Origin of the sequence: Aquincola agrisoli, assembly GCF_036621135.1 — a bacterium.
Classification (GTDB): domain Bacteria; phylum Pseudomonadota; class Gammaproteobacteria; order Burkholderiales; family Burkholderiaceae_C; genus Aquincola; species Aquincola agrisoli.
In genome coordinates this window covers 664,047-690,990 of record NZ_JAZIBG010000028.1, presented here as the reverse complement: position 1 = coordinate 690,990, position 26,944 = coordinate 664,047, and the positions used below count along the sequence as shown (strand labels likewise).

The following is a 26,944-nucleotide window of genomic DNA, read 5'->3' as shown; positions in this document are numbered from 1 at the left end:
CGATTCGCAGCTTCGCCGGATCCCTAGAATCAGCGAGACAGGAGACAACATCGTGCGCATTCTGATAGCCGAAGATGATCAGGTTCTCGCCGATGGGTTGGTGCGCTCCCTGCGCAATGCCGGCTACGCGGTCGACCAGGTGAGCAGCGGCAGCGAGGCGGATGCCGCGCTGGCGGCACACGAGTTCGACCTGCTGATCCTCGACCTCGGGCTGCCCAAGCTGCACGGCCTGGAGGTGCTGCGCAGGCTGCGCACGCGCGGGGCGAGCGTGCCGGTGCTCATTCTCACGGCCGCCGACAGCGTCGAGCAGCGGGTCAAGGGCCTGGACCTGGGCGCCGACGACTACATGGCCAAGCCGTTCTCCCTGGCCGAACTGGAGGCGCGTGTGCGTGCGCTCACGCGCCGCGGCCTCGGCACGGCGGCCACCGTCATCAAGCATGGGCCGCTGAGCTTCGACGCCACCGGTCGCGTCGCGTACCTGAACGACCAGATGGTCGACCTGTCGGCGCGCGAGCTGTCGCTGCTGGAGGTGCTGCTGCAGCGTGCGGGCCGGCTCGTCAGCAAGGACCAGCTCGTCGAACGCCTGTGCGAGTGGGGCGAAGAGGTGAGCAACAACGCGATCGAGGTCTACATCCACCGCCTGCGCAAGAAGATCGAGCAGGGCCCCGTGCGGATCGCGACGGTCCGCGGCCTGGGCTACTGCCTCGAGAAGATCCCGGGCTGAGTGCCCGGGGTTCGATCACCGGGCATGCCAGCTCCCCAGCGTGAGCAGCGCTCGCTGTTCGGCGAGATCCTCGATTGGATGCTCGCGCCGCTGCTGCTGCTGTGGCCGATCAGCGTCGCGCTGACCTGGCTCGTCGCGCAGGGCATCGCCAACCGCCCCTACGACCGTGAACTGGGCGAGCTGGCACGCACGGTGGCGCGGCGGGTGTCGGTGGAGGCGGGCGGCAGTCTGCCGGCGATGGTCCGGGTGAAGATCCCGGAAGCCGCAGCGGAGATCCTGCGCAGCGACGACACCGACCAGGTCTTTTACCAAGTGCTGGGCCTGCGGGGCGAGTTCGTCGCGGGAGACCGCGACCTGCCGGTGCCGGACGAGGAGCGTGCGGCCCCGGGCGAATTGAGGTTCCGCGACGACGTGGTACTGAGCGATCCGGTGCGCATCGCCTACATGTGGCTCGCGGATCCCAACGCCCCCGCCGGCGCGGTGCCGCTGGTGCAGGTCGCCCAGACGCTGGACAAGCGGTCGAGGCTGGCCACCGAGATCTTCCGCGGCGTGATCCTGCCGCAGTTCGTGATCCTGCCGGTGGCGGTGCTGCTGGTCTGGCTGGCGCTGGCGCGCGGGCTCTCGCCGCTCAATGCGCTGCAGCGGCGCATCCGCGAGCGGGAGAGCCACGACCTGTCGCCGATCGAGGAGCGCGACGCACCCGACGAGGTGGCGCCGCTGGTGCGCTCGATCAACGACCTGCTGAGCCGGCTCGATGTCTCCATCGGTGCGCAGAAGCACTTCCTGGCGGACGCGGCCCACCAGCTGAAGACGCCGCTGGCCGGACTGCGCATGCAGGCCGAGCTGGCGCAGCGCGAGATCGACGACGGGGGCGATGCGCAGTCGGTCAAGCGCTCGCTGCAGCAGATCGCGCGCTCCACGCAGCGGGCCGCGCACATGGTCAACCAGCTGCTGGCGATGGCGCGTGCCGAGGACAAGGAGCAGGCCCACCGCCGCCAGGAAATGAGCCTGCCGCGGCTGGCCGTGGAGACCGTGCGCGACTTCGTGCCGCGGGCGCTCGACAAGCGCATCGACCTGGGCTACGAGGGGCCGGATGCGCACAGCGCGGGGCCGTCGGTGCGCATCCTGGGGCAGCCCGTCCTGGTACGCGAGCTGATGCGCAACCTGGTCGACAACGCGCTGCAATACACCCCGTCCGGGGGCGCGGTCACCGTGCGCGTCGTGGCCGATCCGTTCGGCCAGGTGGTGGTGCTGCAGGTGGAGGACACCGGGCCCGGCATCCCGGAATCGGAACGCGAGCTGGTCTTCCAGGCGTTCTACCGGGCGCTCGGCACGAACGTGGACGGTTCGGGGCTGGGCCTGGCCATCGTGCGCGAGATCGCGCAACAGCACGGGGCGGTGGTCGCGCTGGAGGACGCCCATCCGCGCAGTACGCCGCCGGGCACGCGTTTCACCGTGAGGTTCCCGCTGGCGCAGCCGCCCGCGCCGACGCCGGCCGCCTGAGGCGCGCGCATCAGCTCTGCATCATCCGGCGGCTCTTGGCGATCGACATCAGGATGCCGAGGCCGAGGCCCATGGTCACCATCGCGGTGCCGCCGTAGCTGATGAACGGCAGCGGCACGCCCACCACCGGCAGGATGCCGCTGACCATGCCCATGTTCACGAAGCAGTAGGTGAAGATGCTGAGCGACAGCGCGCCCGCCAGCAGCCGCGAGAACAGCGTCGGCGCCTCGGCGGCGATGATCAGCCCGCGGAACAGCAGGAAGACGAAGCCCAGCAGCAGCCCGACCACGCCCGCCAGCCCGAACTCCTCGCTGAAAGCGGCGAAGATGAAGTCGGTGGTGCGCTCGGGGATGAACTCCAGGTGCGTCTGCGTCCCGTTCATGAAGCCCTTGCCGTGGATGCCGCCGGAGCCGATCGCGATCATGCCCTGGATGATGTGGAAGCCCTTGCCCAGCGGGTCCTGCGTGGGATCGAGCAAGGTGCACACGCGGTGCTTCTGGTATTCGCGCAGCACGTACCACACCACGTCGGGCTGGCAGATGGCGTCTTCGGACAGCACCAGCGCCGTGACGCCCACGACCCCCACCGCCAGCACCGGCAGGATCAGCCGCCAGCTCAGCCCGGCAAAGAACATCACGTACAGGCCGCCCGACAGGATCAGGATCGCCGTGCCCAGGTCGGGCTGCTTCATCACCAGCCCCACCGGCACCGCGAGGATCAGCGCGCCGACGGCGAAGTCGAATGCCCGCAGCTGGCCTTCCCGCTTCTGGAACCACCAGGCCATCATCAGCGGCATGCCGATCTTCAGGATCTCGCTCGGCTGGATCACGATCCCGAGGTCCAGCCAGCGCGTCGCCCCTTTCTTCGTGATGCCGAACAGCGCGGTGGCGAGCAGCAGGGCCACGCCGATCGCGTAGATCGGCAGTGCGAGCGCCATGAGCCGCTGCGGGGGCACCTGCGCCACCACCAGCAGCAGGCCCGCGGCCAGCATCATGTTGCGCCCGTGGTCGACGAAGCGCGTGCCGTGGTCGAAGCCGGCGGAATACATCGTCACCATGCCCGCGCCGGCCAGCAGCAGGATGGCGGCGATCAGCCAGAAGTCGTAGCCGACGAACAGCGGCTTCAGCCGCAGCCAGAGCGAGGGGCGCTCGATGACGGTGCTCATCGGGCGCTCCGTGATGCGGGCACCGCAGCGAGCTGCTGCGGCGCCGATGCGGGCGGCCGGGCGGGCGAGGGTGCGGCCCGGTCCGCGGCACCGTCGGGCACGGTGCCCTGCAGCGTGGCCATGGCGCCGCTCCCGGCACCCGGCAGCGGCACGTCGACGGCGTGCCGCGGCGTGCCGATCGGGGCGACCGACTTGCCCTGCTGCGTGGCCGCCATGTCTTCGTCGCTGGGCCACAGGCCCAGCAGCGCGTAGTCGAACACCCGGCGCGCCATCGGCGCCGCGGCGGCGGCGCCCCAGCCGGCGTTCTCGACGATCACGGCCAGTGCGATGCTGGGGTTCTCCATTGGCGCGAACGCCATGTACACCGAGTGGTCGCGCTGGTGCTCCGCCAGCTTGGCGGCGTTGTACTTCTCGTTGGCCCGCACGCCGACGGCCTGCGCGGTGCCGGTCTTGCCGCCGGTCTTGTAGGGCGCGCCGGCAAACACGCCGGTGGAGGTGCCCTCCTGCGTCACCCCGTGCAGCGCGCGCATGATCAGCGCGACGTGCTCGGGCTGGAACGGCAGCGGCGCCAGTGCATCGCCCGAGACCTTCTTCTTCTCGTGGGTGACGACGTTCTCGATCTCGCGCACGAGCCGGGGCTGGTAGCGCTGGCCGCCGGCCACGAGCGTCGCCGTGGCGCTGGCGAGCTGCAGCATGGTGAAGTTGTTGTAGCCCTGGCCGATGCCGAGCGAGATCGTCTCGCCGGCATACCACTTCTGCTGCTCCGGCCGCTTGTAGGCCCGCTTCTTCCAGGCCGTGGAGGGCAGCAGGCCGGTGCCTTCGTTCTCGAGGTCGATGCCCGTGCGCCGGCCGAAGCCCATCGGCGACAGCTGCTCATGCATCAGGTCGACGCCCATCTCGTTGGCCAGCGAGTAGTAGTAGACGTTGCTCGACTTGACGATCGAGCGGTACATGTCCACCGGCCCCAGCCCCTTGTCGCCGTGGCTGCGGAAGGTGTGGTTGCCGAAGACGAAGCTGCCGTTGTCCTGGATCACGGTGCTCGCGCTGCGCTTGCCGGTGTTGAGGGCGGCCAGCGCCATGAACGGCTTGAACGTCGAGCCCGGCGGATAGGTGCCCCGCAGCGCACGGTTCAGCAGCGGCTTGTCGATGGACTCGTTGAGCTCCTTCCAGCTCTCGTAGTCGATGCCGTCGACGAAGAGGTTGGGATCGAAGGTCGGCTTGCTGACGAAGGCGAGCACCTCGCCGTTGCGCGGGTCGATCGCCACCAGCGTGCCGCGGCGATCGCCGAACATCTGCTCGACCATGGCCTGCAGCTTGATGTCGATCGACAGCATCAGCGTGTTGCCCGGGGTGGGCGGGTGGCTCTTCAGGCGGCGCACGGCGCGGCCGCCGGCGCTGGTCTCGACTTCCTCGAAGCCCGTCTGGCCGTGCAGTTCCTGCTCGTAGCTCTGCTCCACGCCCAGTTTGCCGATGACCTCGGTGCCGCGGTAGTTGGCCTGGGTGTCCTCGTCCCAGTCCTCCATCGCCTTCTTCTCGGCCTGGTTGATGCGTCCGATGTAGCCGAGGAAGTGGCTGCCGGTGTCGCCCAGCGGGTAGTTGCGGAACAGCCGCGCCCGCACGTCGACGCCCGGGAAGCGGAAGCGCTGCGCCATGAAGCGCGCCACCTCGGCATCGGTCAGCTTGGTGCGGATCGGCAGCGACTCGAAGCTCTTGCTCTCGTCCACCAGCCGCTTGAAGCGGCGCCGGTCGCGCGTCTGGATCTCCACCAGCTGCGACAGCGCGTCGATCGTGCCTTCGAGGTCGCTGACCTTCGAGGGCGTGATCTCCAGCGTGTAGGCGGAGTAGTTGGTGGCCAGCACCACGCCATTGCGGTCGACGATGAGGCCGCGGTTGGGCACCACGGGCAGCACCGCGATGCGGTTGGCCTCCGCGCGGGTGGCCAGCTCCTCGTGCCGGTAGACCTGCAGGTAGACCATGCGCGCGCCGATCAGCCCGAACCCGACCAGCACGAGCGCCGCCGCCGCCGCCAGGCGGCCGCGGAAGCGGCTCATTTCCTGCTCGAGGTTCTTGATCTCGGTCACAGCGGTCGATTCTGATCGGGGTCGGGCGCACGGCGCTGCGGCGCGAGCAGCAACCACGTGGCCGGCAGCCACAATGCCGCTTCGATCGCGGGGGCCCACAGAAGTTGCCAGCCGGGCAGCATGCCGCCGGCCATCAGCCTGACCAGGGCCGACACCGCGTGCGCCGCCGCGAACAGCGGCAGGACATGCAGCGCCTGCGCCGGCAGGCCGAACCAGCGCAGCCGGCGGTGGATGGTGATCGCGAAGAAGGACAGCAGCGTGTAGGCCAGCGCGTGCTGGCCGAGCAGCGCCGCCTCGTGCACATCCATCAGCAGGCCGAAGAGGAACGCCGCGCCCACCCCCACCCGGCGCGGCTGGTGCACGTTCCAGAACACCAGCACCAGCGCCAGCAGGTCGGGAATGGCGGGTTCACGGCCGAACGGCAGCAGGTTGAAGCCGAACGCGAACAGCAGCGTGAACCAGACGAAGAAGGGGTTGGCCGGCAGCAGCAGCTGGTCCGAGCCGCGCGGCATGATCATGGCTTGCGCTTGCTCCGGGGGTCGACGGCGGCAGCCGGTTCAGGCGCCGGCGGCGGGGGCAGCTGCGCGTTCAGTGGTTCGAGCACCAGCACATGGCGAACGCCGTCCAGGGGCGCCGAGGGCTTGAGCGCGATGCGTGCGAAGCCGGCATCGGCCTGGCGCTCGACCTGCATCACCGTCGCGACGGGCAGGCCGGAGGGGTAGATCCCGTCGACGCCGGAGGTGGTGAGCACGTCGCCGGCGCGCACGTCGGAGTTGGCCGCCATGAAGCGCAGTTCCATCGCGGTGCCCTGGCCGGCGCCGCCGAAGGCCGCGCTGCGCTGCTGCGTGCGCGTGTTCAGCACCGGGATCGCCGCATCCTTGTCGGTCAGCAGCGTCACCTCGGCGGTCAGCGGGTACACGCGGGTCACTTGGCCCATCACGCCTGCTTCATTGATCACGGGCGATGCCAGCATCACGCCGTGGCGCTCGCCGCGGTCGATGAAGAGCTTGCGGGAGAACGGGTCGGCCGCCTCGTACAAGACCTCCGCCGCGATCGAGCGCACCTGCAGCGGCGGGCGCAGCTCGAGCAGCGCGCGCAGCCGGTCGTTCTCGCGCGCCAGCAGGTCGACCTGTGCGACGCGCTCGGCCTGGCGCAAGAGCTGCTGCCGTGCCGCGTCCTCGGCGGCCCGCGCCTGGCCCAGGCCCTCGAGGTAGTCGCGGCCGCCGTGGATCATTTCGCGCGGCACCAGCAGCGCCCGCTCGACGGGGGCGAGCGCGGTGGCCAGCACGGCACGCGCCGCCACCACCAGCTGGAAGCGGTTGTCGGCCACCATCAGGAACACGGCCAGCGCCGAGAAGAACAGGAGCTTGGTCAGCGCCGACACGCCCTGTCGGAAGAACGGCGGCGGCGTGCGGTCGAGGGTACCCAACTGCATGGTGACGGCTCAGATGAAACGAGGCCGGCTACGTTGTTCACGCGCCGGCCCCATGGCGGAACGGGTAGGGAGGTTACTCGGAGGTGAAGATGCTGCCCAGGCGCTCCATGCGCTCCAGCGCCATGCCGCAGCCTCGCACGACGCAGGTCAGCGGATCTTCGGCGACGAGCACCGGCAGGCCGGTCTCCTCGGCGAGCAGGCGGTCCAGGTCGCGCAGCAGCGCGCCGCCGCCGGTCAGCATCATGCCGCGTTCGGCGATGTCGGCGCCGAGCTCGGGCGGCGTCTGCTCCAGCGCGTTCTTGACGCTGGAGACGATGTTGTTCAGCGGGTCGGTCAGCGCTTCCAGGATCTCATTGCTGCTGATCGTGAAGCTGCGCGGCACGCCCTCGCTGAGGTTGCGGCCCTTGACCTCGATCTCCTTGACCTCGGAGCCGGGGAAGGCGCTGCCGATGTTCTTCTTGATCGCCTCGGCCGTCGGCTCGCCGATCAGCATGCCGTAGTTGCGGCGGATGTAGTTGATGATGGCTTCGTCGAACTTGTCGCCGCCGACGCGCACGCTGCCTTTGTAGACCATGCCGCCGAGGGAGACGACGCCGACTTCCGTCGTGCCGCCGCCGATGTCGACGACCATCGAGCCCGAGGCTTCGCTCACCGGCAGGCCGGCGCCGATCGCGGCGGCCATCGGCTCCTCGATCAGGTAGACCTCGCTCGCGCCGGCGCCGAGCGCCGATTCGCGGATCGCGCGCCGTTCCACCTGCGTCGAGCCGCAGGGCACGCAGATGATGATTCGCGGGCTCGGCTTGAGCACCGAGCGCGGATGCACCATCTTGATGAACTGCTTGAGCATCTGCTCGGTGACGGTGAAGTCGGCGATGACGCCGTCCTTCATCGGGCGGATCGCCTCGATGTTGCCGGGCACCTTGCCCAGCATGGCCTTGGCTTCCGCGCCGACGGCCTGGATGGTCTTCTTGCCGTGGGGGCCGCCTTCGTGTCGGATGGCGACGACGGAGGGTTCGTCGAGCACGATTCCCTTGCCGCGGACGTAGATCAGCGTGTTGGCGGTGCCAAGGTCGATGGCGAGGTCGGTGGAGAAGTAACGTCGGAACGATTCGAACATGGCGTAGGAAGGGCTGCGCTCAGGGGCGGCAGGCATCGACCGGAGCCGCCGGGCCCGGGACGCATCGCTGCAGCGGCTTGCGCATCGAATGTGGAGGGTTGTTCGTTCGAAGGGCGTGGCACCCGGCCTCAAGGGCCGAGCGGCACCTGTATCTGTCGCCCTGAACCCAGGGCGCTGCAGACGTCGCTGGAGGCGATGTGTGGCATGCCGAGGGCTTGCGGGGAACGGGGGATAATACCCCATCAACTCTCGCCGTCCGGTGGTTATGCGCTGCGTTTCTGCAGTGCGCGGTGCCGCCCGGCGCAACTCCTACTGGTCCCGACCGATGGCCCTGACTCCCGAGGACGTGAGCCGCATCGCGCACCTGGCGCGCCTGGAACTGAAACCCGCCGCGGAGGCCGAGCTGCTCACGCAGCTCAACGGCTTCTTCGGCATCGTCGAGCGCATGAGCGCCGTCGACACCAGCGGCGTCGAGCCGCTGTACACGCCCTTGTCCGCGATCCAGGCGGTGCGGCTGCGGCTGCGCGACGATGTGGTCTCCGAAACCGGCGACCGCGACGCCAACCAGCGCAGCGCGCCCGCCGTCCAGGACGGCCTGTTCCTCGTGCCCAAGGTGATCGAATGAGCGGCGCGCTGCATGAACAAGGCGTCGCGGCGCTGGCACGCTCGCTCGCCGCTGGCGAGGTCTCGAGCGTCGAGCTGACCACGCACCTGCTCGGCCGCGTCGCGGCGCACGCGTCGCTCGGCAGCTTCCTGCATGTCGATGCCGAGCGCGCGCTGGCCCAGGCCCGCGGCGCCGACGAGCGGCGCGCCCGCGGCGATGCACAGGTGCTGACCGGCGTGCCGATCGCGCACAAGGACGTCTTCGTCACCGCCGACGCGCCGACCACCGCCGGCTCGAAGATGCTCGCCGGCTACCGCAGCCCGTTCGATGCCACCGTCGTCGCCCGCCTCTGCGGCGGTGCCGACGGCGTGGCGGGCGCGGGCATGGTCAGCCTCGGCAAGCTCAACTGCGACGAGTTCGCGATGGGGTCGGCCAACGAGAACTCCGCGTACGGCGTGGTGCGCAACCCGTGGGACACCCAGCGCGTGCCGGGCGGCTCCTCGGGCGGCTCGGCCGCGGCCGTGGCGGCGCGCCTGCTGCCCGCGGCCACCGGCACCGACACCGGCGGCTCGATCCGCCAGCCCGCCAGCTTCTCGGGCGTGACCGGGATCAAGCCCACCTACGGCGTGTGCTCGCGCTACGGGATGATCGCGTTCGCCTCCAGCCTCGACCAGGCCGGTCCGCTGGCGCGCAGCGCCGAGGACTGCGCGCTGCTGCTGTCCGCGATGAGCGGCTTCGACCCGCGGGACGCCACCAGTGCGGAGCGTCCGCCGCAGGACTTCCATGCGCAGATGCGCCAGGGCCGCGAAGGGGCGACGGCCGGCCGTCCGCTGCAGGGCCTGCGCATCGGGCTGCCGCGGGAGTTCTTCCCCGCGGCGCTCGCGGCCGACGTGGATGGCGCGGTGCGCGCCGCGCTGGCCGGGCTGGAGCAGCTGGGCGCCACGCTCGTCGACGTGAGCCTGCCGCGCACCGAGCTGTCGATCCCCGTGTACTACATCATCGCGCCGGCCGAGGCCAGCTCGAACCTGAGCCGCTTCGACGGCGTCAAGTTCGGCCACCGGGCCCAGCAGTACACCGACCTGCTCGACATGTACAAGAAGACGCGGGCCGAAGGCTTCGGCACCGAGGTCCAGCGCCGGATCATGATCGGCACCTACGTGCTCAGCCACGGCTACTACGACGCCTACTACCTGCAGGCGCAGAAGCTGCGCCGCATGATCGCCGACGACTTCCAGGCCTGCTTCCGGCAGTGCGACGTCATTGCCGGTCCTGTCGCCCCCAGCGTGGCCTGGCGGCTCGGCGAGCAGGGCGACGATCCGGTCAAGGCGTACCTGGCCGACATCTTCACGCTGCCCGCGAGCCTGGCCGGCCTGCCCGGCATGAGCGTGCCGGCGGGCTTCGGCGAGGGCGGCATGCCGGTCGGGCTGCAGCTCATCGGCAACTATTTCGCCGAAGGCACGCTGCTGCATGCGGCGCATGCCTTCCAGCAGGCCACCGACTGGCACACCCGCGCCCCGGCGGGCTTCTGAGACGAACACCGGGGAACGCCCATGTCCACAGTCCCATTGATCCGTGGCTACGAGGTCGTGATCGGCCTCGAGACACACGCCCAGCTGTCCACCCGCAGCAAGATCTTCAGCGGCGCCAGCACGCAGTTCGGGGCGGAGCCCAACACGCAGGCCTGCCCCGTCGACCTGGCGCTGCCCGGCACCTTGCCGGTCATGAACCGCGGCGCGGTCGAGCGCGCGATCCGCTTCGGCCTCGCGGTGGGCGCCAAGGTCGCGCCGCAGTCGATCTTCGCGCGCAAGAACTACTTCTACCCCGACCTGCCCAAGGGCTACCAGATCAGCCAGTACGAGATCCCGGTGGTGCAGGGCGGCAAGGTCGGCTTCTTCGTCGGTGACCATCGCAAGACGGTCAACCTCACCCGGGCGCACCTCGAGGAGGACGCCGGCAAGTCGCTGCACGAGGACTACCACGGCCAGACCGGCATCGACCTCAACCGCGCGGGCACGCCGCTGCTCGAGATCGTCTCCGAACCGGAGATGCGTTCGTCGGCCGAGGCGGTCGAGTACGCGAAGGCGCTGCACGCGCTGGTGGTGTGGCTCGGCATCTGCGACGGCAACATGCAGGAAGGCAGCTTCCGCTGCGACGCCAACGTCTCGGTGCGCAGGCCCGGCCAGCCCTACGGCACGCGGCGCGAGATCAAGAACCTCAACAGCTTCCGCTTCCTGCAGCAGGCGATCGACTACGAGGTGCAGTGGCAGATCGAGCAGATCGAGGACGGCCTGCCGATCGTGCAGGCCACGGTGCTGTTCAACCCCGACACCGGCGAAACCCGTTCGATGCGCACCAAGGAAGACGCGCACGACTACCGCTACTTCCCCGACCCCGACCTGCCGCCGCTGGTGATCGATCCGGCCTGGGTCGAGCAGGTGAAGGCCGCGATGCCCGAGTTGCCCTCGACGATGGCCGAGCGGTTCCAGCAGGAAGACGGCCTGCCGGCCTACGACGCCACGATGATGACGCAGAGCCTGGCGATGGCCCGCTTCTACGAGGCCGCGCGTGATGCGAGCGGCCAGCCCAAGCTGGTCGCCAACTGGCTGATGGGCGAGGTCTCCCGGCGCTTGAACACCGAAGGCGGCTCGATCGAGGCCAGCCCCGTCGCCGCCGGCACGCTCGCGGCGCTGATCGGGCGCATCGTCGACGGCACGGTGTCGAACAACGGAGCCCGGCAGGTGTTCGACGCGCTGTGGGGCGGCGACACCGACGTCGATGCCGTCATCGAGGCCAAGGGCCTGAAGCAGATGAACGACGAGGGGGCGCTGGCGGCCATCGTCGACCAGGTGCTGGCGGCCAACGCCAAGTCGGTGGACGAATACCGCGCCGGCAAGGACAAGGCCTTCAACGCCCTGGTCGGCCAGGTCATGAAGGCGAGCAAAGGCAAGGCCAATCCGGCGCAGGCCGGCGAGTTGCTGAAGAAGAAGCTCGGCTGACGGGCCGCCCCGGGGCGGCGTGCGTCAGGGCTTGACGCCCGTGCGCGTGTCGCTCGCAGGCAGCGCCTGCACGGAGCCCAGCGATCCCGCGGGTGCGCCCGCCCACAGGCGCCGCAGCCGCTCCAGCTCGATGTCGTACAGCCGGTTGATGCGGCTCAGCTCGGCGGACTGCGTCTGCGCCGCGGCGCGCTGGGCCTCCGCGGCGGCCTCGTTGGCATCGATCTGCTGGCGCAGCCGCGGCGGCAGCGTGCGGCCCCGGTAGAACTCCGCCTCCGTGTCGAGCGGCTTGCGCTCGGCCGCCAGCCGCTCCAGCCGGAGTTCGGTGTTGCGGATGGCCACCCGCACCGTGTCCAGGGAAGCTTCGCGGGCCTTGCGATGGGCGGCCTCGTTCGGGAAACGGCTCATCAGGTTGCGGTCGCGGCGGATGGCATCGAGCTGCGCGGTGCGCTCGGCCTGCGCGCGGCGGTCGGCCGCCTCCCGGGCGGCCCGCTCCTCGGCCGTCAGGGACGGGGGATGGATGCGCTGCAGCGATCCGTCACTGTTGAGAACACGCTGCTCCTGCGCATTGCATGCCGGGATCGGCCGGTCCGAGGACAGCCGGCGCCCGTCGGCGGTGACGCAGGTGTAGATGCCCGCGCTCGACGAGGCCTGGCCCTGCGGCTGGGCCGCGGCGGCCGAGGCCATCCCGGCGACGAGTGCTGTCGTGAGCCATCGTGCAGGGCGGCAGTCTGTCGAACGTTGCATTCAGATTCCGTAGCGCGCCCGGTAGCGGGCGACGTTGTCGCCATGCGCGGCGAGCGAGCTGTCGCTGGTGGTCGCCAGATAGTCGAGGAGATCGTTCAAGGTCGCAATCGACACCACGCTCAAGTTGAAACGCTTGGTGACGTCCTGGACGGCGGACCAGGCGACGTCCGTCCCGTTCTCGGTGGCCTTTTCCTGGCGGTCGAGGGCGATGGCCACGCCCACCGGCCTGCCGCCGGCCGCCTCGATCATCGAGATGGATTCCCGCACCGAAGTTCCGGCGGAAATCACGTCGTCGATGATGAGCACCCGCCCCTGCACCGGCGCGCCGACCAGCGTGCCGCCTTCGCCGTGGTCCTTGGCTTCCTTGCGGTTGTAGGCGAACGGCTTGTTGTGCCCCAGCCTCGCGAGTTCGATGCTGACCGCGGCCGCCAGGGTGATGCCCTTGTAGGCCGGGCCGAACAGCATGTCGAACTGCAGGCCCGAGGCGAGCAGCCGCCGTGCATAGAATTCCGCGAGGCGGCCCAGCTTGGCGCCGTCATCGAACAAGCCGGCGTTGAAGAAATAGGGCGACATCCGCCCCGCCTTGGTCTTGAACTCGCCGAAGCGCAGCACACCGGCCTCCACCGAGAACGCGACGAATTCTTGGGCCAGCGGGTCGGTGGGCGCGTGGGTGCTCATGAAGGAAGGTCCTCAGCGTATGTTTCGGCTCGTCACCCTGAATCTGAATGGCATCCGCTCTGCGGCGAACAAGGGCTTCGAGGCCTGGGCTGGCGAAACGGGCGCAGATTGTATGGGGGTGCAGGAGGTCAAGGCCCAGGCCGATACGGTGGCTGGCCGCTTCGACCGCCTCGACGGGATGGACGGCCATTTCCACTATGCCGAGAAGAAGGGCTACTCCGGCGTGGGCCTGTACACCCGCACGGCGCCGAGCGACGTGGTCTTCGGGTTCGATCCGGACGAGTTCGATGCGGAGGGCCGCTACGTCGAGGCCCGCTACGACACGCCCGGGCGCAGGTTCAGCCTGGTCAGCTGCTACTTCCCCAGCGGCAGCAGCGGCGAGGAGCGCCAGGCCGCCAAGTTCCGCTTCCTGGCCAAGATGTACCTGCACCTGGCGCGGCTGAAGTCGGAGCGCGAGTTCATCCTGATGGGCGACGTCAACATCGCCCACAAGGAGATCGACCTGAAGAACTGGCGCAGCAACCAGAAGAACAGCGGCTTCCTGCCCGAGGAGCGCGCCTGGATGACCCGGCTGCTCGACGAGCTCGGCCTGGTGGACGTGTTCCGCACGCTGAACCCGCACCCCGAGCAGTACACCTGGTGGAGCAACCGCGGGCAGGCCTGGGCGAAGAACGTGGGCTGGCGGCTGGACTACCACCTCGCCACCCCGGCCGTCGCCGCCACGGCGCGCCGGGAGCACATCTACCTCGACCAGCGCTTCTCGGACCACGCACCGCTGGTGATCGACTACGACTTCACGCTCTGACGGGGCGCCACCTTTTTCGCGTGTGAATATTCACGCCTTCCGGGCCCCGTATTGACCACCTCGGTCCGGTGGCTGCCCGCTACGCTTCCTGCATGCGGCCGGTAGCTGCAGACCGGAGGAAGGCATGCTCAACGTACTACTGCCGGCTTTGGGGGGCGTCCTCGGCGTGCCTTCGGGCCACCGTGCGCCGCGGCCCGACCAGGGCCCGGAGCGGCGAGCGTCCGCAGCGCCGTGGCACTGGCTGAAACTGGCGCTCGACGAGGTCGACTACGGCCTGGTGATCGTCGTGCAGCCCGGCCGCGTGGTCCACATGAACCACGTGGCGCGTGCCGAACTCGACGGGGAGCACCCGCTGCGCATGGCGGGCGAACACCTGCAGACACGCTGGAGCGGTGACGAAGGGCCGGTGCGCGATGCGCTGGCCGACGCGGCGCAGCGCGACCGGCGCTGCATGCTGGCGATCGGCCAGGGCACCGGGCGCGTGAGCATCGCGGTGGTGCCGCTGCCTGCCGCGGACGTCGGCGAAGTGGGCGCCACGCTGCTGATGTTCAGCAAGCGCCAGGTCTGCCAGCAGTTGTCGGTCGAGGGCTTCGCCCGCTGCCACGGCCTCACCGCCGCCGAGACGCAGGTGCTCAAGGCCTTGTGCGCCGGCGTCACCCCGAACGAGGCCGCCAAGTGCCTGGGGGTGCGGCTGTCCACCGTCCGCACGCAGGTCGGCAGCATCCGGGCCAAGACCGGGGCGCAGAGCATCCGCGACCTGATGCAGCAGGTCGCCAGGCTGCCGCCGCTGGTCAGCGCCCTGCGCACGCAGGCGGCGGCGGATCGGCGGCCCGCTCCCCGGCTCGACGCTTGACGCCCGAGCTTCCCGCTGCCGGGCGGGGCCGGTACGATGCGGCGCGCGAGCATCGGAGCTCGCAGCGCCCAGCGATGTTGAACCAGCACTGCGAAGAAGATTTCTCGAGTCCTTTCCTGAGCCCGCTGTTGCACCGGCTGGCGCAGCGCGGGCGAACCTGCCATTACCGTCCCGGCGCCCTGCTCATCCAGGAGGGTGACCATGACGACACCATCTTCATCCTGCTGGCGGGCCGGGTGAGGGCTTTTTCGGCGGGCGACAAGGGCCAGGAGATCACCTATGGCGTCTATGGCCCCGGCGAGTACCTGGGCGAGCTGAGCTTGGACGGCGGCCCGCGCTCGGCGAGCGTGATCACCCTGGAGCGCTGCACCTGCACGCTGGTGAGCCGGCAGACGGTGCTGGAGCACATCGCCCAGCATCCCGAGTTTGCGTTCGAGCTGCTGTCCAAGGTGATCCGCCGGGTGCGCAGCGCGACCATGAACGCCCGCCAGCTGGCCCTCAACGACGTCTACGGCCGCCTCATCTACATGGTCAACACCGTGTCGGAGCCCAGCGGCGACGGCACCCGCGTCATCCACGAGCGCTGGACGCACAAGGAATTGTCGAGCCGGCTCGGGTGTTCCCGGGCCATGGTCAGCCGGCTGCTCAAGGACCTGGAAACCGGTGGCTACGTGCGGCTCGAGCCCCAGCGTTTCGTGATCTGCCGCCCGTTGCCCGCCCGCTGGTGAACGCCGCCGGCCCGCCGCCTGCCGCGCGCCGCAGGTGGCGGACCCTGCTGCCGGCCCTGGGCCTGGCGCTGCTGGGGCTGGCCGCCATGGGATTGGCGCCGGTGCTGCCGCTCGAATCCTCGGTCGGGCTGCGCGTGCTCTTCGCCTTGCGGGGCACCGTGGCGCCGCCGGCGGACGTCGTGGTCGTCGCGATCGACGAACGCTCTGCCGCGGCGCTCGGGCTGCCCGAGCGGCCGCGGCAATGGCCCCGCCGGCTGCATGCAGACCTGCTGCGCTCGCTGCACGCCCACGGCGCGCGGCTGGTGGCGTTCGACCTGACGTTCGACACGCCCACCGACGACGACGCCGTGTTCGCCGAGGGGCTGCGGGCGACGGGCCGCGGGCTGCTCACCTCGTCGCTGCGCTCGGACGTGTGGGAGGGCGGTGGCGCGCAGGCCGTGGTGGAGCAAGTGCTGCCGGCCGTGTCGCCCATCGGCGAGTCCGCGCGTGCCCAGGCGCCCTTCGTGCTGCCCAAGGATGCGCGCGTGGACGCCTACTGGACCTTCCGGGGCGGCGCCGACCACACGCCCAGCCTGCCCGTCCTCGCGTTCCACCTCTTCCATCCCGCCGCGGTCGATGGCCTGCGCAGCCTGTCATGCGCCGGCGCACCGGCACCGTACTGCGGCGTCCAGGCCGGCCCCTTCGAGGCCGCGGGTGATCCCGCAGCGCTGGTGCGGCGGTTGCGGGAGCGGCTGTGGGGGGATCCGGCGCATGCCGCAGCGGTCTCGCAGCGTCTGCAGGGTGCCGCGGCCGGCGCCCTGCCGGCCCCTGCCGGGCGGGTGGCCGCGCTGCTCGCGCTGCACCGGGACGACGACGTCGCCTACCTCAACTACTACGGCCCGGCGCGCAGCGTCCGCACCGTGTCCTATGCAGACGTCGACGCCGCGGCAGCGGCGGACCCGGCGCTCTTTCGCGGCAAGATGGTGTTCGTCGGCTTCTCCGCCCAGACCGCCGGCGCCCAGGACCGGCTGCGCGACGACTACCGCACCGTGTTCTCGGATGCCCGGGGCGTCGACGTCAGCGGTGTCGAGATCGCCGCCACCGCCTTCGCGAACCTGCAGGAGGACCGCGTGCTGCGCCCGCTGCCGGCCGGCGCGGCGGCGTGGGTGGTCGCCGGATGGGGCGTCGTGCTGGGCCTCCTGGCCAGCCGGCTGGCGCCTCGTGCGCAGCTCGTGGCGATGGCGGCCCTCGCGGCCGCGTACGCGGCCGGTGCCTGGGCCGCCTTCGGGCACGCATCGCAGTGGTGGCCGTTGGTGGTGCCTCTCGGCCTGCAGTGGCCCGCGGCCGTCGCCCTCGGGCTGTGGCTGGGCTACCGCCGCAGCCGCGGTGACCACCACCGCATGCAGCAGGCCTTCGGCTACTTCCTGCCGCGGCACATGGTGGAGCAGCTGGCGGGCGCCCCTGGCCAGGTCGCTTCGGCCTACCGCCTGGCCAGGGGCGCCTGCCTGTTCACCGACGCGGAGCGCTACACCGCGCTGGCCGAGCAGATGGATCCGCAGTCGCTCGGCGACACGATGAACCGCTACTACGCCTGCCTGTTCGAGCCCGTGGAGCGGCACGGCGGCTGGGTGGTCGACGTGGTGGGCGACGCGATCGTGGCGGTGTGGGACCTCGGCCAGGACGAGCTGGCGCTGCGCCGCCGGAGCTGCGAAGCGGCGCTCGACATGCAGGCGGCCATCGCGGCGCTGCCGGTCGACGCACCCTCGCGCCTGCCGACGCGCATCGGTCTGCACTGCGGCGAGATGCGCATCGGCACGGTGGGGGCCGGGCAGCGCTACGACTTCCGCGCGGTGGGCGACGCGGTCAACACGGCCTCCCGCCTCGAAGGGCTGAACAAGCTGCTGGGCACGCGCATCCTGGCGTCCGCCCAGGCGGTCGAAGGCCTGGAAGAGGTGCTGCTGCTGCGGCCGGTGGGCGCGTTCCGGCTGGCGGGCAAGCGCGAGGCCGTGGACGTCGTCGAGGTGCTGGCGCGGCAGGCGCAGGCCGACGAGCCGCTGCGCGCCGGCTGCAGCGCCTTCGCGACGGGCCTCGCGCGGTACCGGCGCGGGGAAGCGGCCGCGGCGCTGCCGTCATTCGCCGAGGCGCTGGCGCAGCGGCCCGACGACGGGCCGGCCGCGTATTACCTGCAGCGCTGCCAGCGGTGGCTGCGTGACGGCCCGGACCAGGACCCCGCTGCGCCGGTGACCGTCGCAACAAAGTGACACAGCACATCCGTAAAGTTGCGAGTGTGCGTTAGCCTACGCGCCGACGAATATTTGCGTCTGAGTGAAAAAGTTTGCAACCAAGCACCCATTCGAGTGGGCGGACAACGGCCCGCCACCGCCGCTGGATCCGCAGGGCCGCCGTCACCGGGGTGACGTTGGTGTTGTGGTGCGCGGTGCCGCGGGCGTGGGCCGCGCCCGCCTGCGCCGAGCCGGTGGCGCGTGTGGCTTCCGTGCAGGGCGCGGTGGAGCTGCGCCGAGGGGCGGCTGACTGGGTGCGGGTCGCGCCCGAGCAGCCCCTGTGCGCCGGGGACGTGGTGCGGGTCGGCGAACGCAGCCGCGCCGCGCTGCTGATGCGCAATGAGACGTCGCTGCGCCTGGACCAGCACACCAGCGTGACGCTGCAGGCTCCCGAGGCGCCAGGCGGAACGTTGATCGAGCAGCTGCGCGGCATCGTCAACGTCATCACCCGCACGCCGAAGCCGTTCCGCCTGACCACACCCTTCGTCAACGCGAACGTCGAGGGCACCGAGTTCCTCGTGAAGGTCGGCACGGCCGATGCGAGCGTCCTGGTGTACGAGGGCCGCGTCGTCGCGAGCAACCCGGCCGGTGAGGTGGCGCTGGGCGCCGGCGAGATGGCTTCGGGCGGCGCGAACACCCAGCCCGTCCGGTCCCTGGCGGTGCGACCGGCCGAGGCTGTGCACTGGGCCGTGCACTACCCCACGGTGCGCCCAGCGGCCGGTACGGAGCTGCCCGCCGTGCGCGAGGCGCTGGCGCTGCGCGACGCCGGCCGGGTCGCCGAGGCCGTCGCGCGGCTCGATGCGGTCCCGGCGCAGGAGCGTTCCGGCGCCTGGCGCCTGCAGCGCGCGGCACTGCTGCTCGACGTCGGGCGGGTCGACGAAGCCGCCCCCGAGCTGGCGGCGATCGATGCAGGCCCCGCGTACGCGGAGGCGCTGGCGCTGCAGGCCGTCGTTGCGCTGGTGCACAACGATGCGCCGCGCGCCCGGGCGCTGGCGGAGCGGGCCGTCGCCGCCGACGGGCGCGCCGCGGCCCCGCAGCTGGCGATGTCGTACGTGCAGCAGTCGCGTTTCGCGCTGGACGACGCGGCAGCCCACGCCCGGGCTGCGGTCGCGCTCGATCCGGGCAACGCGCTGGGCTGGGCGCGGCTGGCCGAGCTGTACCTGTATGCCGGCGATGCCGCCGCCGCCCGCGCTGCCGCGCTGCGTGCGGTGGAGGCCGGCCCGGGGCTGTCGCGTGCGCACACGGCCTTCGGCTTCACGCTGCTGGGCCATTTCGACACCGCGACCGCCCGGGCGGCCTTCGAGCGCGCGCAGCAGCTCGACCAGGGCGACCCGCTGCCCCGCATGGGCCTGGGCCTCGCGCAAATCCACGAGGGCGATCTGGTGGCCGGGCGCCAATCGATCCAGATCGCCGTCAGCCTCGACCCCGAGAACGCGCTGCTGCGCAGCTACCTCGGCAAGGCCTACGCGCAGGAGCGGCGCGGCCACCACGCCGAAACGCAGTTCGCGCTCGCCAAGGCGCGGGATCCCAACGATCCGACGCCCTGGTTCTACGAGGCGATGCACAAGCTGCTCACGCACCGCCCGGTCGAGGCGCTCGACGACATCACGCGCTCGATCGCGCTGAACGACCGGCGCGCGGTGTTCCGCTCGCGGCTGCTGCTCGACGAGGACCTGGCCGTGCGCGGCGCGGGGCTGGCCCGGGTGTACGACGCCCTGGGGTTCGGGCGCCTGGCGCTCACCGAGGCGGCGAAGGCGCTGGCCGTCGACCCCGGCAACGCCGCGCCGCATCGCTTCCTGGCCGACGTCTATCGCTCGCTCGACCGGCACGAGGCCGCGAGCGCGAGCGAGGAACTGCAGGCGCTGCTGCTGCAGCCGGTGCAGGCGACCCCCACCCGGCCGCCCCACCGCTCCGCCCCGGTGATGGGCTTGATCGACGACAGCGTGCTCGGCCAGCCTGACGACCACACCCGGCTGTTCGACGAGCGCGGCGCGAGCGGACGCATCGACCTCGCCGCCGGCAGCCGCGGGCTGTGGTCGCTGGGCGTCGACACCTCCTACGCCGCGGAGCGGTGGGCGCTGAGCGCCGGGCTCTTCCGCTACCACAGCGACGGCTTCCGCTCCAACAGCGACATCACGCACCACATCGAGAACGTGCTGCTGCAGGCGGCCCCGGACCCTTCGCTCAACCTCCAGCTCGAGCTGGCGCGGCGCAGCACCCGCGCCGGGGAGCTGCAGCAGGTCTTCGATCCGGCAGACCGCCAGCCCGGGCAGCGCAACGAGACGCAGCAGCGCGTCGGGCGGCTGGGGGTGGCGTGGCGGCCGGGGGCCGGCCACCTGTGGCTGCTGTCGCGCCAGGACGTCGAACTCGAGGACCGGCGCCTGCTGAGTTCGACGCCGCTCACCGAAGTGTTCGGCGGCTCCGACGCGCCCGGCCACATGACCGAGCTGCAGTACCAGTGGCGCACCGCGCGCTCCACGGTCCTGCTGGGTGCGGGGAACGCCCAGGTCCGGCACCGCATCGACGTGCGGGTCGTGCTTGCCGACGAAGTCGGCCTGTGCCCCGCCGCGGCGCCATGCGTGAGCAGCGCCGTCGATCCCACCCACGAGCGGCAGGCCTACGCCTACTGGCTCCACCGCCCCTCCGCGGCCTGGTCGACCACGCTGGGGCTGTCGCGGGAGCACCGCGAGGCGCAGGGCGCGGACATCCGGCGCTGGCACCACAAGCTCGGCGCGATCTGGTCGCCGTCCGACGGTTTTGCGATGCGCCTGGCCAGCTTCCGCACGCTCAAGCGGGGATTCGGCGCGGACCGCACGCTGGAGCCGACCCAGGTGGCCGGCTTCAACCAGTTCTTCGACGATCCCAGCAGCACGCGCGCCGAAGTGCTCGCGGCGGCGACCGACCTCACGATGCGCCCGGACCTGCGGCTGACCCTGTCGGTGCAACGCCGCAAGCTAATGGGCGCGCCCGGCCTGCAGGGGGGGCAGTGGCACCCCGGGGAATCGATGTCCGAGCGGCTGCTGCACGCGCAGGTCTTCTGGACGCCGGCCCCGCGCGTGGCCGTGCGGGCCGGCGTCGAGCAGGACCGCTTCGGCCGGATTCCGGTGCGGGCCCAGATGGACACGCCGACGCTGCTGCGCACCACTTCGGTCCCGCTGGCGGCGCGCTATTTCTGGCCCGGCGGGCGGTTCGCCGAGCTGGCGGTCACCTCGGTGCGCCAGACCGTCGAGCGGCAGCCCGACGCCCGGCAGGCCACGGGGCGCGAGCGTTTCACGCTGGTCGACCTCACGCTGGGCATGCAGGTGCCGGGCAGGCCGGTCACCGTTTCGCTCACCGCCAAGAACCTGTTGGGAGAACGTTTCCGATTCCAGGACGACAGCTTCCGCTCCGGCGAGCTGCGCCTCGGCCGCTACCTGCCCGCGCGCAGCGTGGTGCTGGCGACGCAGATGTCGTTCTGATCCCCTCGCCCTTGACGGCGAACGCCCGCCGGACCGCCTGACGCAGGCGCCGGCACTTCCTATCACTCGAACCACTGGAGAACCTCTTGAGCAGTACCCCCAACTCGCCGATCGCCCAGACCACCGAGCACCGCATCGCTGCCGACTCCCCGTTGGTGCAGCTGCTGGAGAAGGAGTTCGGCATCACCGATCCCAAGCTGTTTTTCGTCTACGGATCGGCCAAGGCCGGGGGCGTGTCGGAGGACGTGCTCTACGTCGCGGACAGCGACCTGCGCATCGCCGACCTCAAGGGCCCGGTCGTGCTGGCGAACACGCGCGTGCGGCCCGACGAGGGCGAGGTGATCAAGGTCGAGTACGCCGCCGCGCGGGCGCAGTACTGCACCATCCTCAACGGCGTGCCGGTCTGGATCCCCTGAGGTGGCGTCCGGCCGGATGCCCGAGGGCCGTGCATCGCGTGCCGATGCAAGGCTGCAGCCCCTGCTGCGCGACCTGCAGGGCAACATCCTGCGCGGCCACGGCCGCGAGCGCTGTGCGTTGATCCTGCTGCGCTTCCACTGCGCGCCGCGCGAGGCGAGGCGCTGGGTCAGCGCGTTCGGCGGCTGGGTGGAGACCGCCGCGGTGCAGTTCGCAGGCGGCAACGCCTACGAACTGCCGGGGGCGGCCCCGTTCTGGGGCTTCTACCTCAGTGCCGCGGGCTATCGCCACCTCGGCGTGCCGCAGGCGCTGCAGCCGGCCGATCCGGCGTTCCAGGCCGGCATGCGCGCCGCGGCGCAGCGCCTGGGCGACCCGTCGCCCGACACCTGGGACGCCGACCTGCAGCACGAGCTGCACGCCATGGTGCTGCTGGCGCATGCCGAGGCGCCGCGGCTGCAGCAGGAGCAGGCGCGGCTGGTCGCCAGCCTCGACGGCATCGCACACTGGTCCGTGGAGCAGGGCCAGGCGCACCAGCGCAAGCACCGCGATGGCCTGCTGCCGGCCTACCGGTTCGTGGAGCATTTCGGTTTCGCCGATGGCCGCAGCCAGCCGCTGTTCTTCGAGGAGGATCTGGCGGAAGACTTGGAGGGTGCGGCCGCCCACGTGCACCACGACCCGTCGGCGCCGCTGTCGCTGGTGCTGGCGCCCGACGCGGCCGGCGGTGCGCAGGCCTTCGGCAGCTACCTGGTCTGGCGCAAGCTCGAGCAGGACGTGCGCGGTTTCCACCGCGCGCTGCGGGCCCTGGCGCAGACCCACCCCGATGCGCGCGGCGACGCGGCGCGGGCCGGGGCGCTGATGGTCGGCCGCTACCCCGACGGCTCGCCGCTGCAGCCGCCGGGCGCGGCGGACACGGGGCGCCCGGGCGAGGTCAACGACTTCGACTTCAGCGGCGATGCCGAAGGCCGGCATTGCCCCTTCAGCGCCCACATCCGCCGCATCAACCCGCGCGACGGGCAGGGCCGGGACGAACGCATCGTGCGACGCGGCATCAGCTACGGCACCGTGCCGCAGACCTTCGACGAGCTGGCGGCCGCGCCGCTGGAGGCCTTGCCGGAGGGCGGCGTGGGCCTGCAGTTCATGTGCTTCCAGAGTGCCATCGGCATGCAGTTCGAGCGCCTGCAGCAGCGGGCGAACGTGCAGGCCGAGGGCGACGGCCCCGATGCGATCGCCGGCACCGCGGCGGGCGGCAGCCTGCGCTGGCCGGCAGGGCCCGCGGGTTTCCAGTCCTTCGTGACGCTCAAGGGGGGCGAGTACTTCCATGCCCCTGCGCGCTCGGTGCTGACGCGGATGGTGCACCTGCCCGGTTGAGCCGGGCTCAGCCCTTGCCGGGCGCCGGCGGCTCGAACTTGCGCGGCGGCTTGGCCGCGCGGGTGTAGAGCGGCTGGACCTTCGGCAGCTTGGCCTGGATGTCGCGGATCCGCGTCTCGCCCGCCGGGTGGGTGCTCAGGAACTGCGGCGGCGCGCCCTTGCTCGCCTGCAGCATCTTTTGCCACAGCGTGACGCCCGCCGCCGGGTCGTAGCCCGCGCGCGCGGCGAGGTCCATGCCGACGATGTCGGCCTCGGACTCGTCGTCGCGGCTGAACTTCAGCGTCAGCAGCTGGCTGCCCATGTTGAGCAGGGCGTCGCCCGTGCCGCCCAGCCCCAGCACGCTGGACAGCAGGCTCGCGCCCAGCCGCGTGGCGGTGGTCTTGCCCATGCGCTCGCGCGCGTGTTCGCGCAGCGCGTGGGCCATCTCGTGGCCCATGATGGTGGCCACCTCGTCGTCGCTCAGCTGCAGCTGCTGCAGGATGCCGAAGTAGAAGGCGATCTTGCCGCCCGGCATGCAGAAGGCGTTGAGCTGCTGGCTGCCGATCAGGTTGACCTCCCAGCGCCACTGGGTGGCCCGGCGGTTCCAGCCGTCGCAGAAGGGGATCAGCCGCTGCGAGATCGTGCGCAGCCGCACCACCTGCGGATGGTTGTCGGGTGCCAGTGCGCGCTGCTGGGCGGCTTCGCGCTTCATCTGCTCGTACTGCTGGGCGGCGGCCTGCTCGACCTGCTCGGCCGGCACCAGCTTGGAGAACTGGGATTCCTTGCCCACGTCGCCGCGCACGCCCTCGGGGTCGCGCTGCTGCGCGAGCGCGGGCAGCGCGGCACCCGCGACCAGCGCGCCGGTGAAGAGCCGCCGGCCGTGCAGCGCGCATCGGCAGCCCCAGCCGTGCGGCACGGCGATGTCGGCATCGGTACGGAAGGTCTGGGTCATGGCGTTCGGTGGGAAGTTGGCCGGATTCTAGGAAGGGCGGTCAGTCGTCCGCTGCCGCGGCCCCTGCCGGCACTTCGAGTGCCCGGATGCTCGCGCGCAGCTTCCACAGCATGATCAACGCCGGGACGGCGGCCACCGTGGACACGAGGAAGAAGCTCGCCCAGCCGATCGACTCGGCCAGCACGCCGGCGAGCGGCCCCACCCAGACCCGGCCCACCGACGCGAACGCCGACAGCAGCGCGAACTGCGTCGCGGTGAAGCGCTGGTTGCACAGGCTCATCAGGAAGGCGACGAACGCGGCCGTGCCCATGCCGCCCGAGAGGTTCTCGAAGGCGATCACCATCAGCAGCCCCCCGTCGACCCGCGTCGCCTGCGCCAGCTGCACCACGCCCCAGTCGAAGGCCGGCAGGGTCAGCCCGGGCAGCACGCCGGGGCCATGGACGGCCAGCCACCAGAAGCCCAGGTTGCTGGCCATCTGCAGCAGCCCGAAGGCGAGCAGCGCACGCCACAGGCCCAGCTTCAGCATCAGCGCGCCGCCCAGCAACGCGCCGCCGATCGTCAGCCACAGGCCGATCACCTTGTTGACCACGCCGACCTCGGCCGGGCTGTACGCCATCGCCTTGAGCAGGAACGGCGTCATCAGCGAGCCGGCGAAGGCGTCGCCCAGCTTGTAGAGCACGATGAACGCGAGGAAGGCGGCGGCGCCCGGCTGCGCGAAGTAGTTGGCCAGGCCCGACAGCAGCGTCTCGAAACGGGCCCGCCGGGCCGCCCACGCCGCCAGCGGCAGCGTGACGCCGATGCCCATCAGCAGCCCCAGCAGCTCCGCCCACTTGGCCTGCAGCGCCGGGGCGAGGCTGCTGCCGGCGAAGACGGGCGATAGCAGCGCGCGCGCCAGCGGCTGGGCCGCCCGGTCGGTCAGCACCACGCCCACCGCGACCGCCGCGACGACGGCGAGGAAGCCCAGCAGGTCGTTGCGCGCCACCGTGCGCGGCACGGCCGCATGCGGCAGCCGCGGCAGCAGCAGCGCCGACACGGCGGCGGCGCCCAGCATCAACGCGGCCATCAGCCGGTAGACGCCGGGCCAGCTCCAGCCGTGGCCCGCGAGCGCGTTGGCAGGGTCGGTCCAGATCAGCGCGACGCCGCCCGAGACGATCATCGCCAGCCGGTAGCCGAGCACGTTCAGCGACGAACCCAGCCCGCGCTCGGCGGGCGCGAGCAGGTCGGTGCGGTAGGCGTCGATCACCACGTCCTGGGATGCCGAGACGAAGGCCGTGAGCACGGCCAGCAGCGCGAAGGTGCGCAGCGCCGCCGACGGCGAGGTGTCCGCCAGCAGCCACAGCACGGCCGCCAGCGCCAGCTGCGTCAGCACCAGCCAGCCGCGCCGCCGCCCCAGCCAGGGCAGCTCGAAGCGGTCCATCAGCGGGGCCCACAGGAACTTGAAGGTGTAGGGCAGGCCGACCAGGCTGAGGAAGCCGATCGTCGCGACGTCCAGCCCTTCGAGGCTCAGCCAGGCCTGCATCGCCTGCCCTGTCAGCGCCAGCGGCAGGCCCGAGGCGAAGCCCAGGACCGTCACCGCCAGCAGCCGGTGCCACGCGGCCACGCGCTGCGCCGCCGTGCGCTGCAGGGGGGGGCGCGCGCGGGCGGCGGAGGCGGGTTCGGACATCGGGCGATTCTAGGCAGCCCCCTGCCGCGTCATTGCCCGGGTGTGGAAGCAGGTGTGCCGGCGGTCGGGGCCGGCTGCTGGCGGTGGATCGCCTCGGCCAGCGACAGCAGCCGCTCGCGCGGCAACGTGCCTGCCAGGGCGTAGCCGGCGCCGGCCTCGACCCAGTAGAAGAGGCCCAGCGCCCCTTGCCGCTCGTAGCGGAACGCCGCTGGCGTGTCCGCGTCGGGCTTGCGCAGGTAGACGGTCACGCGCTGGCCTGCGTCATCTTGATACATCAGTTGCGCGCTCGGGCTGGCGCCGTCGGGCAGCAGCCGGCCGCCGATCAGTTCGAAGCCCTGGTCGCGCAGGTCGAACAGCTTGACCGGGATGGTGGTGCGGCGCGTCAGCCAGCGGGCCAAGTGTTCCTCCTGCGCCCGCACCTCGACCGGATGGCGCCGCTCGGGCACGTACACGCCGTGCGCCAGCGCGGCCCGCTGCACCCAGGGCGCCGGCGCGGCCTGCATCTGCGCGATGCCGGCGGCGCCTTCGCCGCGGCCCCACCAGACGGTGCCCCCGCCCGCCAGCGCGCCGGCGGCGAACAGGCCCGCCGCCATCGCGGCGCGGGCCCAGGCGGCGCGTTGCGGCCGGCGCCACACCGTCCGCGCCAGCGCCGCAGGCACGGGCTCGTCGGCCACCCCCGCGAAGTGGCCGCGCAGCGCATCCCGGTCGGCCGCCCAGGCCTGGACGCGCGATGCGTCCTCCGGGTGCTCCGCCATCCAGGCGATCACGCGGGCGTGCTCGGCGGCATCGAGCTCGCCGTCGAGCCAGGCGCCGAGCACGGTGTCGTCGGGACGGGGGGAGGAGGCGGTCATGGTCGTCGGGCCATCAGATCACGCGGCGCAGCGTGGGGATCGCGGGCGCCGGCGCGTGGCCGTCCAGCGCCTGCCGCAGCGCGGTGCGCGCGCGCGACAGCCGCGACATCACCGTGCCAATAGGGATGCGCAGCAGCTCGGCGGCCTCCGCATAGCTCAGCTGCTCGACCCCCACCAGCATCAGGATCTCGCGCTGGTCGTGCGAGAGGCGGCGCAGCCCGGCCTCCAGGTCGATGCGCAGCCCCGGGTCGCTCGCACCGCGCACGGCCTGGGCGTCGATCTCGGCGGCCACATCGGCGGGGTCCATCGCGGTGGTGCGCCCTTCCCGGCGCCGCAGGTCGAGGTGCGCGTTGTGCAGGATCGACAGCAGCCACATCGCCAGGTCGCGCTGCTGGTCGAACTGGTGCCAGTGCGCCAGCGCCCGCTCCAGGGCCGTCTGCACCAGGTCGTCGGCGAGGTGGACTTCGAACACCAGCGAACGGGCGTAGCGGCGCAGGCGCGGGATGGCGCCCAGCAACTGCTGGCGGAAGGCGGCGGGGGCTTGCACCAACGGTGTACGCGGGGA

General features: G+C 71.5%; 23 protein-coding genes. 12 read left to right on the top strand and 11 right to left on the bottom strand.

The genetic code is table 11. The features are described from left to right. The first annotated feature begins 52 nt into the window (after window positions 1-52). Both V4F39_RS14850 and V4F39_RS14845 read left to right on the top strand, forming a co-directional pair. Window positions 53-724, top strand: a complete 672-nt coding sequence (locus V4F39_RS14850; protein ID WP_332290338.1) for a response regulator transcription factor — start codon at window positions 53-55, stop codon at window positions 722-724. A 24-nt stretch (window positions 725-748) separates the two neighbouring features. Beyond that, window positions 749-2,227, top strand: a complete 1,479-nt coding sequence (locus V4F39_RS14845; RefSeq protein WP_332290337.1) for a sensor histidine kinase — start codon at window positions 749-751, stop codon at window positions 2,225-2,227. A 10-nt stretch (window positions 2,228-2,237) separates the two neighbouring features. On the opposite strand, the gene rodA is transcribed toward V4F39_RS14845, so the two are convergent. From rodA to V4F39_RS14820, 5 genes are all read right to left on the bottom strand, one after another. Continuing rightward, entirely contained in the window at window positions 2,238-3,392 is a 1,155-nt protein-coding gene (rodA, locus tag V4F39_RS14840; protein WP_332290336.1) for a rod shape-determining protein RodA, read from the bottom strand. Then, window positions 3,389-5,473 (bottom strand): penicillin-binding protein 2, encoded by a 2,085-nt coding sequence (mrdA, locus tag V4F39_RS14835; protein WP_332290335.1) that lies wholly within the window; start codon window positions 5,471-5,473, stop codon window positions 3,389-3,391. The genes rodA and mrdA overlap by 4 nt, the downstream gene beginning before the upstream one ends. Next, window positions 5,470-5,991 carry a rod shape-determining protein MreD gene (gene mreD / locus V4F39_RS14830; protein WP_332290334.1) on the bottom strand — a complete coding sequence of 174 codons (522 nt, stop codon included), beginning with the start codon at window positions 5,989-5,991 and terminating at the stop codon, window positions 5,470-5,472. The genes mrdA and mreD overlap by 4 nt, the downstream gene beginning before the upstream one ends. Then, the gene (mreC, locus tag V4F39_RS14825; RefSeq protein WP_332290333.1) at window positions 5,988-6,908 is read right to left on the bottom strand and encodes a rod shape-determining protein MreC; all 921 of its coding nucleotides are present in this window, start codon (window positions 6,906-6,908) and stop codon (window positions 5,988-5,990) included. Before mreC ends, mreD begins: the two co-directional genes overlap by 4 nt. 73 nt (window positions 6,909-6,981) lie before the next feature. Continuing rightward, on the bottom strand, window positions 6,982-8,025 hold the full coding sequence (locus V4F39_RS14820; RefSeq protein ID WP_046112886.1) for a rod shape-determining protein: 1,044 nt from the start codon (window positions 8,023-8,025) through the stop codon (window positions 6,982-6,984). A 325-nt stretch (window positions 8,026-8,350) separates the two neighbouring features. On the opposite strand from V4F39_RS14820, the gene gatC reads away from it, so the two are divergent. From gatC to gatB, 3 genes are read left to right on the top strand one after another with little or no spacing between them, the layout of a single operon-like run. Then, window positions 8,351-8,650, top strand: coding sequence for an Asp-tRNA(Asn)/Glu-tRNA(Gln) amidotransferase subunit GatC (gatC, locus tag V4F39_RS14815; protein WP_332290332.1), 300 nt, complete (start codon window positions 8,351-8,353; stop codon window positions 8,648-8,650). Continuing rightward, the gene (gene gatA / locus V4F39_RS14810) at window positions 8,647-10,158 is read left to right on the top strand and encodes an Asp-tRNA(Asn)/Glu-tRNA(Gln) amidotransferase subunit GatA (RefSeq protein ID WP_332290330.1); all 1,512 of its coding nucleotides are present in this window, start codon (window positions 8,647-8,649) and stop codon (window positions 10,156-10,158) included. Before gatC ends, gatA begins: the two co-directional genes overlap by 4 nt. A gap of 21 nt (window positions 10,159-10,179) precedes the next feature. Further along, a complete protein-coding gene (gatB, locus tag V4F39_RS14805; RefSeq protein ID WP_332290328.1) occupies window positions 10,180-11,625 on the top strand; it encodes an Asp-tRNA(Asn)/Glu-tRNA(Gln) amidotransferase subunit GatB in 1,446 nt (481 codons plus the stop codon). 24 nt (window positions 11,626-11,649) lie between these two features. Here gatB and V4F39_RS14800 read toward each other — a convergent pair whose 3' ends face one another. After that, window positions 11,650-12,369, bottom strand: coding sequence for a hypothetical protein (locus tag V4F39_RS14800; RefSeq protein ID WP_332290327.1), 720 nt, complete (start codon window positions 12,367-12,369; stop codon window positions 11,650-11,652). Beyond that, window positions 12,370-13,047 (bottom strand): orotate phosphoribosyltransferase, encoded by a 678-nt coding sequence (pyrE, locus tag V4F39_RS14795; RefSeq protein WP_332290325.1) that lies wholly within the window; start codon window positions 13,045-13,047, stop codon window positions 12,370-12,372. A 19-nt stretch (window positions 13,048-13,066) separates the two neighbouring features. Here pyrE and V4F39_RS14790 point away from each other — a divergent pair, with 19 nt between their 5' ends. The 7 genes from V4F39_RS14790 (at window position 13,067) to V4F39_RS14760 (ending at window position 22,934) form a co-directional block, all read left to right on the top strand. Beyond that, the gene (locus V4F39_RS14790) at window positions 13,067-13,852 is read left to right on the top strand and encodes an exodeoxyribonuclease III (protein ID WP_332290324.1); all 786 of its coding nucleotides are present in this window, start codon (window positions 13,067-13,069) and stop codon (window positions 13,850-13,852) included. Window positions 13,853-13,976: 124 nt separating this feature from the next. Then, window positions 13,977-14,705, top strand: a complete 729-nt coding sequence (locus V4F39_RS14785; RefSeq protein WP_332290323.1) for a helix-turn-helix transcriptional regulator — start codon at window positions 13,977-13,979, stop codon at window positions 14,703-14,705. A gap of 74 nt (window positions 14,706-14,779) precedes the next feature. Continuing rightward, entirely contained in the window at window positions 14,780-15,433 is a 654-nt protein-coding gene (locus tag V4F39_RS14780) for a Crp/Fnr family transcriptional regulator (protein WP_332290322.1), read from the top strand. Then, complete coding sequence (locus V4F39_RS14775; RefSeq protein ID WP_332290321.1) at window positions 15,430-17,673, top strand: adenylate/guanylate cyclase domain-containing protein; 2,244 nt, start codon at window positions 15,430-15,432, stop codon at window positions 17,671-17,673. The genes V4F39_RS14780 and V4F39_RS14775 overlap by 4 nt, the downstream gene beginning before the upstream one ends. Window positions 17,674-17,825: 152 nt before the next feature. Further along, window positions 17,826-21,152 (top strand): FecR domain-containing protein, encoded by a 3,327-nt coding sequence (locus V4F39_RS14770; protein ID WP_332290319.1) that lies wholly within the window; start codon window positions 17,826-17,828, stop codon window positions 21,150-21,152. 86 nt (window positions 21,153-21,238) lie between these two features. Further along, a complete protein-coding gene (locus V4F39_RS14765; protein WP_332290317.1) occupies window positions 21,239-21,568 on the top strand; it encodes a hypothetical protein in 330 nt (109 codons plus the stop codon). Between the two features lies 1 nt (window position 21,569). Continuing rightward, window positions 21,570-22,934, top strand: a complete 1,365-nt coding sequence (locus V4F39_RS14760; protein WP_332290315.1) for a Dyp-type peroxidase — start codon at window positions 21,570-21,572, stop codon at window positions 22,932-22,934. Between the two features lie 7 nt (window positions 22,935-22,941). Here V4F39_RS14760 and V4F39_RS14755 read toward each other — a convergent pair whose 3' ends face one another. The 4 genes from V4F39_RS14755 to V4F39_RS14740 are packed head-to-tail and all read right to left on the bottom strand — an operon-like array spanning window position 22,942 to window position 26,926. Then, window positions 22,942-23,865, bottom strand: coding sequence for a M48 family metallopeptidase (locus tag V4F39_RS14755; RefSeq protein WP_332290313.1), 924 nt, complete (start codon window positions 23,863-23,865; stop codon window positions 22,942-22,944). Window positions 23,866-23,905: 40 nt separating this feature from the next. Further along, window positions 23,906-25,528, bottom strand: coding sequence for an AmpG family muropeptide MFS transporter (locus V4F39_RS14750; protein WP_332290311.1), 1,623 nt, complete (start codon window positions 25,526-25,528; stop codon window positions 23,906-23,908). 29 nt (window positions 25,529-25,557) lie between these two features. Then, window positions 25,558-26,379, bottom strand: coding sequence for an anti-sigma factor family protein (locus tag V4F39_RS14745; RefSeq protein WP_332290309.1), 822 nt, complete (start codon window positions 26,377-26,379; stop codon window positions 25,558-25,560). A 13-nt stretch (window positions 26,380-26,392) separates the two neighbouring features. Next, entirely contained in the window at window positions 26,393-26,926 is a 534-nt protein-coding gene (locus tag V4F39_RS14740) for a sigma-70 family RNA polymerase sigma factor (protein ID WP_332290307.1), read from the bottom strand. Window positions 26,927-26,944 lie beyond the last annotated feature (18 nt).

What these genes read in the sequence shown, in the direction of transcription:
- mreD (WP_332290334.1), bottom strand. Translation starts at nt 5,991, where the DNA reads ATGATCATGCCGCGCGGCTCGGACCAGCTGCTGCTGCCGGCCAACCCC.
- pyrE (WP_332290325.1), bottom strand. Translation starts at nt 13,047, where the DNA reads ATGAGCACCCACGCGCCCACCGACCCGCTGGCCCAAGAATTCGTCGCG.
- V4F39_RS14755 (WP_332290313.1), bottom strand. Translation starts at nt 23,865, where the DNA reads ATGACCCAGACCTTCCGTACCGATGCCGACATCGCCGTGCCGCACGGC.
- V4F39_RS14820 (WP_046112886.1), bottom strand. Translation starts at nt 8,025, where the DNA reads ATGTTCGAATCGTTCCGACGTTACTTCTCCACCGACCTCGCCATCGAC.
- V4F39_RS14750 (WP_332290311.1), bottom strand. Translation starts at nt 25,528, where the DNA reads ATGTCCGAACCCGCCTCCGCCGCCCGCGCGCGCCCCCCCCTGCAGCGC.
- V4F39_RS14780 (WP_332290322.1), top strand. Translation starts at nt 14,780, where the DNA reads ATGTTGAACCAGCACTGCGAAGAAGATTTCTCGAGTCCTTTCCTGAGC.
- V4F39_RS14800 (WP_332290327.1), bottom strand. Translation starts at nt 12,369, where the DNA reads ATGCAACGTTCGACAGACTGCCGCCCTGCACGATGGCTCACGACAGCA.
- V4F39_RS14845 (WP_332290337.1), top strand. Translation starts at nt 749, where the DNA reads ATGCCAGCTCCCCAGCGTGAGCAGCGCTCGCTGTTCGGCGAGATCCTC.
- gatA (WP_332290330.1), top strand. Translation starts at nt 8,647, where the DNA reads ATGAGCGGCGCGCTGCATGAACAAGGCGTCGCGGCGCTGGCACGCTCG.
- V4F39_RS14785 (WP_332290323.1), top strand. Translation starts at nt 13,977, where the DNA reads ATGCTCAACGTACTACTGCCGGCTTTGGGGGGCGTCCTCGGCGTGCCT.
- gatB (WP_332290328.1), top strand. Translation starts at nt 10,180, where the DNA reads ATGTCCACAGTCCCATTGATCCGTGGCTACGAGGTCGTGATCGGCCTC.
- V4F39_RS14790 (WP_332290324.1), top strand. Translation starts at nt 13,067, where the DNA reads ATGTTTCGGCTCGTCACCCTGAATCTGAATGGCATCCGCTCTGCGGCG.
- mreC (WP_332290333.1), bottom strand. Translation starts at nt 6,908, where the DNA reads ATGCAGTTGGGTACCCTCGACCGCACGCCGCCGCCGTTCTTCCGACAG.
- V4F39_RS14745 (WP_332290309.1), bottom strand. Translation starts at nt 26,379, where the DNA reads ATGACCGCCTCCTCCCCCCGTCCCGACGACACCGTGCTCGGCGCCTGG.
- rodA (WP_332290336.1), bottom strand. Translation starts at nt 3,392, where the DNA reads ATGAGCACCGTCATCGAGCGCCCCTCGCTCTGGCTGCGGCTGAAGCCG.
- gatC (WP_332290332.1), top strand. Translation starts at nt 8,351, where the DNA reads ATGGCCCTGACTCCCGAGGACGTGAGCCGCATCGCGCACCTGGCGCGC.